The organism is Rhizobium sp. Leaf341, from assembly GCF_001424325.1.
Classification (GTDB): Bacteria; Pseudomonadota; Alphaproteobacteria; order Rhizobiales; family Rhizobiaceae; genus Ferranicluibacter.
In genome coordinates this window covers 64,316-64,553 of record NZ_LMPE01000016.1, presented here as the reverse complement: position 1 = coordinate 64,553, position 238 = coordinate 64,316, and positions in this window count along the sequence as shown.

Here is a 238-nt window from a genome sequence, read left to right as displayed (position 1 = left end):
GGGAGTCGAACCCCTCTTCCCAGAATGAAAATCTGGTGTCCTAACCGATAGACGAAGGGCGCATTCGCTGGTGGCCGGCTTATAGGCTGCGGATTGACCGGAGGCAAGCGCAAAAATGGCGGAACCTGTGGAAAAAAAACGTCGTCTCAGTTCAGCTTTTTGGAAGCTCGATCAACGCGATGCGCGAAGCCGTTAAAGCCAGACACCAAAGTACAAGGGGAGGGGTTTTAGCCGCAAA